We start from the raw sequence: 4,438 nt of genomic DNA, 5'->3' as shown, positions 1-4,438 counted from the left end.
ATTAGGCTTTTGCCTAGTGGGCCTGGTGGGGAGCATCGGCGGATTTCTATCGATCCGGGAAACGGCGTTAAGAGAAGCTACTGCCCTTGCTTGGCATTCCCGTTCCGTAAAGGGGGCATTCTTGGTGTGGCAGGAAGAAGAAGGGCTGCTTCTTTTTAGCGCGACCTTTAAAATGGCGGCGGTAGCCTTCAGTTACCCCACGCCGGTCGCCCAGGAGTTGGTCGGGAGCGGGTGCTTTAAAGGGATCCTGCTTGCTGCCTTGCGGGAGGGAGGTTCCGACGGGGCGGGGGCGCTTCCGGAAGATGCTTGGGCGGTGGCGGTCAAGTTTTGGGCAGGGCCGCTAACCGAAATCCAGGCCACCTATACGGGACTCTTTGATGCCGGGTACCCCCAGCCGCCGTGCCCGCCTTACGCGGGTTTTTACCTGCCGGGCGGCACCTCCTTCCCCGGACCGCGGCCAGCGCTTTTTGGGGAGCTCCAGGATCGCTACCGGCGCTGGGGGCTTGACCCGGCGGGCGAGCTTCCCGACCACGTGGCGGTTGAACTGGAGTTTCTTCACTTTTTGTGCAGCCGCCGGTTAGAGGCGCTGCGCCGGGGGGACGTGGCGCTTGAAGACGCGCTTTCTCGGGATCAGGCGTGGATGCTGGCCCACCTGCGAGACTGGCTCCCGGCCTTCGGGAAACAGTTGCGGGAGCTGGAGAGCGCTTGCTTTTGGGCCCTTACCGCTGGTGTGGTGCGGGCGTTAGTAGATCACGAAGAAAATATTGTAAAAAATGCTAAGGGATGAATTCTCCTTACGGCAGGGCAAAGTAATAACGGGCCATTCTCGGCGAAAAACTTATACGGAAGGGATTGAATGGCGCGCCGGAAGCGGCGAACCGTGGTTCCGGAGGCCAAGCCTGCTCTCGATAGGTTCAAGTACGAGGTGGCCGGGGAACTGGGACTTGCCGCCAAGATCGAGCGCGTCGGCTGGGGTGATATGACCAGCCGGGAGTGCGGTCTGGTCGGCGGCAACATGGTGCGGCGGATGATCCGCTACGCCGAGGAGAAGATGTCCCAGGGCTGAAAGTAACGGCGGGGGCTGCCGGGTAACGGCAGCCCTTTCCCCTTGTACTTTTTTATTTTTCGGCCGCCTTTTCCTCCTGGGCCTTTTTAATGATCTTTTCGGCGAGCTGGGCCGGCACTTCTTCATAGGAGGAGAACTTCATCTTAAAGGTCCCCCGGCCCTGGGTTATCGACTTGAGATCGATGGCGTAGCGGGTCATCTCCGCGAGCGGGACGTAGGCCTTGATCAGAGTGTGCCGCCCGCTCGGTTCCATACCGAGGATCCGCCCCCGCTTGGTATTGAGGTCACTGATAATGTCGCCGACGAAGTTTTCCGGAACCAAAACCTCGACTTCCATGATCGGCTCAAGCAGGACCGGCTTGGCCTGTTGCATTCCCTTCTTGAAGGCCATCGAGGCGGCGATCTTGAAGGCGAGTTCCGATGAGTCTACCGGGTGGAAGGAGCCGTCGTAGAGGTTGACCGCCACGTTGGTCACCGGGTAACCCGCCAAAATGCCCTCGGCCATCGCTTCGCGAACGCCCTTCTCTACCGCCGGGAAGTACTGGCTTGGCACCGCGCCGCCGAAAACGCTCTCGGTGAACTGAAATTCGGCGTCCGGCAGCGGTTTGAGCTCGAGCCAGACGTGGCCGTACTGCCCGCGGCCACCCGTTTGCTTTTTATATTTTCCTTCGACTTTGGTTTCGCCCCTGATCGTCTCCCGGTACGGGATGCGCAGCGGCTTCTGGTTAACTTCCACCCCGAACTTGCGCTTGAAGCGTTCGAGGATCATGTCGAGCTGCGTTTCCCCCATGCCGGTGATGATGGTTTGCTTCGTTTCGGTGTTCTTGGTTACCCGGACGGTTGGCTCCTCTTCGACCAGACGGGCGAGCGCTGTGGCCAACTTATCTTCATCGCCCTGCGTCTTGGGCTCGACGGCAATAGAAAGCGTTGGCTCCGGGAAGTCGATCGGGTCGAGCTTCACCGGTTTATCCTTCTCGCAGAGGGTGTCGCCCGTGGTGGTTTCGGCAAGTTTCACCAGCACGCCGATATCGCCGGCCGGGATGCTTTCGGTGGGCTGCTGGTTTTTGCCGCGGAGGTAGAAGGCCTGCCCGATTTTTTCGGGTTTCTCCTTCGTGCTGTTATAAACCGTCGCGTCGCTCTTGAGGACACCGCTGAAGACGCGCACGAAGTTCATTCTGCCCACGTAAGGGTCGGCGAGCGTCTTGAAGACGAGGGCGGCAAGCGGCCTTTCTTTAACCTCCGGTGCGGGAAAGAAGCGGGCCAAGAAAGCAAGGAGAGTCTTAACCCCGCAATTTTTCGTGGCCGAGCCACAGAGGACGGGCACGAACTTGGCCGCCCGGAGGCCCTTGGCCAAACCCGTTTGAATCTCTTCGGGGGTAAGCTCTGCCCCTTCGAGGTACTTCATAAGGTACTCGTCGTCCGCTTCGGCTGCCGCCTCGATCATCTGGTCCCGGTAGGTTTCCACCGCGCCGGCAAGGTCAGCGGGGACGGGCGCCTCCTTTTCCCCTTTACCGTCGTCGAGATAGGCCTTCTGGTTGAGGATATCGACCACGCCCCGGAAGTTTTCGGCCACGCCGACCGGTATGGTAAACGGCACAAAGTTGGCGCCGAACTTTTCCTTCAGCCCCGCGAGGACCTGATCAAAATTCGCGTTTTCTCTATCGAGCTTGTTGATAAAAACAGCCCGCGGCAGTTCGCCCGCCTGGTCCCAGATGATCTCGGTCTGGACTTCCACGCCAGCCACGCCACAGACGACGAAAAGCGCTCCTTCTACCACCCGGAGGGCCGCTTTTACCTCCCCAATAAAGTCAGAGTAACCTGGGGTGTCCAGGAAATTGAGTTTCTTGCCTTCGTACTCGCAAGGGACGATGCTGGTATGGACGGTGATGCCGCGCTTGATCTCTTCGGGGTGGTAGTCGGCCGTGGTTGTGCCGTCTTCCACCCTCCCGAGGCGCGTGATGGCGCCGGTATTAAAAAGCAGCGCTTCGACAAGTGAGGTCTTACCGGTCCCGCCGTGCCCAACTACCGCGATATTCCTGATGTCTTGTGCCGCGTAGTTTTTCAACCTTTCTGTTCCCTCCCGTAATATTTTTCCCGTTTTCAAGCGCGTTTGCGCTAAAATACCCGGAATTTTACCGGCGTTTTGCTCCCGGCTCAACCTATGCTATTTCTACGGCCGGCGGCGAATTCCTGTTTTTTTACCTTAGATTTTTCTTGCTGAATTCGCCCGTTCGCCGTTTCCCGTTCTGCGCCTTTGGGACTGGCCATATATATAGTTAGCGGGCAAAAATAGCGAGAAGGCGGCGGAGGAAAAAACCGGTGCGCCAGTCACTCCTGGCAGGTACCCTGGTCTTAACCGGTGCCAGTCTGGTAAACCGGGTCCTAGGCTTTGTTTACCAGGTCTTTCTCATCCGGCTTATCCGAACGGAGGGCATCGGTCTCTTCACGATGATTTATCCGCTCTACGTCCTGGCTCTGGTCATCGCTTCGCTGGGTATCCCGGTGGCTATCGCTAAAAGCTGATCGCCGACGCGGTAACCAGGCGGGATTTTGGGGCGGTGGGGCGGTTACTGCGCCTTTCCCTTGCCTGTACGGTGATAGCGAGTATTTTAGTCACCGTAATGGGGCTAGCAACGGCGAAGGTTTTAACCACGAAGCTTGTTTCTAATCCGGCGACTCACCTTCCGTTTGTATCTTTACTGCCGGGCGTCTTTATCGTTTCTGTCTGCTCGGTCTTCCGGGGCTTTTTTCAAGGACTCCAGTATATGACGCCCACCGCCACCAGCCAGATGTTGGAGCAGTTAGTGCGGGTGGTTGCGGGGCTAACGCTAGCCTCCCTTTTGCTGCCTTACGGCGTGGTGGCGGCGGCCTGCGGCGCGTCGCTTGGGGTGGTTTGTGGGGAGGCCGCCGGCTTCCTGCTAATGCTCGTCTATTTCTTTCGGAGCCGCGGCCTGGTAGCCACGGGGCGAAGGGGCCCCTTTTTCGACCTTGCCCTCGGCCGGGAGCTTTTCGGCCCGGCCCTTCCTATTACGCTAATGCGCCTTGTCTCCACAGGCTTCCTGGCTCTGGAGGCGGTGCTCATCCCGCACCGGTTGCTCGCGACGGGGCTCACGACCCGGGAGGCGACGAGCATCTACGGCCAGTTTGCCGGTATCGCCGAAACCCTGCTTTACACTCCCGGGATTATCACCGTTTCCTTGGCCACCGCGCTGGTGCCGGCCATTGCTGAGGCGCTGGCAGCGCGGCGCGGCGATCTCCTTAGTTCGCGCGTGAACAACGCGCTGCGCCTGACGGTGCTCACCGGGCTACCGAGCGCGGCGGTGCTTTTTTACTTCCGGGCGAGCTCTGCCATTTCATTTTCGGCTACCGGGA

At 59.3% G+C, this 4,438-nt stretch carries 5 protein-coding genes; 4 read left to right on the top strand and 1 reads right to left on the bottom strand.

What is annotated here, in order from left to right; genetic code table 11:
• Both ACUVTA_RS01740 and ACUVTA_RS01735 read left to right on the top strand, forming a co-directional pair.
• The coding region (locus tag ACUVTA_RS01740; protein ID WP_445951263.1) for a TorD/DmsD family molecular chaperone at window positions 1–787 on the top strand (787 nt) is incomplete at its 5' end.
• Between the two features lie 69 nt (window positions 788–856).
• Window positions 857–1,066: a small, acid-soluble spore protein, alpha/beta type gene (locus ACUVTA_RS01735; protein WP_445951262.1), complete on the top strand. Its 210-nt coding sequence runs from the start codon at window positions 857–859 to the stop codon at window positions 1,064–1,066.
• Window positions 1,067–1,118: 52 nt separating this feature from the next.
• On the opposite strand, the gene fusA is transcribed toward ACUVTA_RS01735, so the two are convergent.
• Window positions 1,119–3,131 carry an elongation factor G gene (gene fusA, locus ACUVTA_RS01730; RefSeq protein ID WP_445951261.1) on the bottom strand — a complete coding sequence of 671 codons (2,013 nt, stop codon included), beginning with the start codon at window positions 3,129–3,131 and terminating at the stop codon, window positions 1,119–1,121.
• Window positions 3,132–3,385: 254 nt separating this feature from the next.
• On the opposite strand from fusA, the gene ACUVTA_RS01725 reads away from it, so the two are divergent.
• The gene (locus tag ACUVTA_RS01725; protein ID WP_445951260.1) at window positions 3,386–3,589 is read left to right on the top strand and encodes an oligosaccharide flippase family protein; all 204 of its coding nucleotides are present in this window, start codon (window positions 3,386–3,388) and stop codon (window positions 3,587–3,589) included.
• A 35-nt stretch (window positions 3,590–3,624) separates the two neighbouring features.
• Window positions 3,625–4,438, top strand: an 814-nt coding sequence (locus tag ACUVTA_RS01720) for an oligosaccharide flippase family protein (protein WP_445951259.1), incomplete at its 3' end; no start/stop codon positions are given.

It is taken from the genome of Thermodesulfitimonas sp. (genome assembly GCF_052743955.1).
Note: the sequence above shows the minus strand (reverse complement) of the source record. Positions and strands in the feature narration are given on the sequence as shown.

Bases quoted from the DNA above. Each gene is read 5' to 3' on its own strand.
- ACUVTA_RS01735 (WP_445951262.1), top strand. From the start codon at position 857: ATGGCGCGCCGGAAGCGGCGAACCGTGGTTCCGGAGGCCAAGCCTGCT.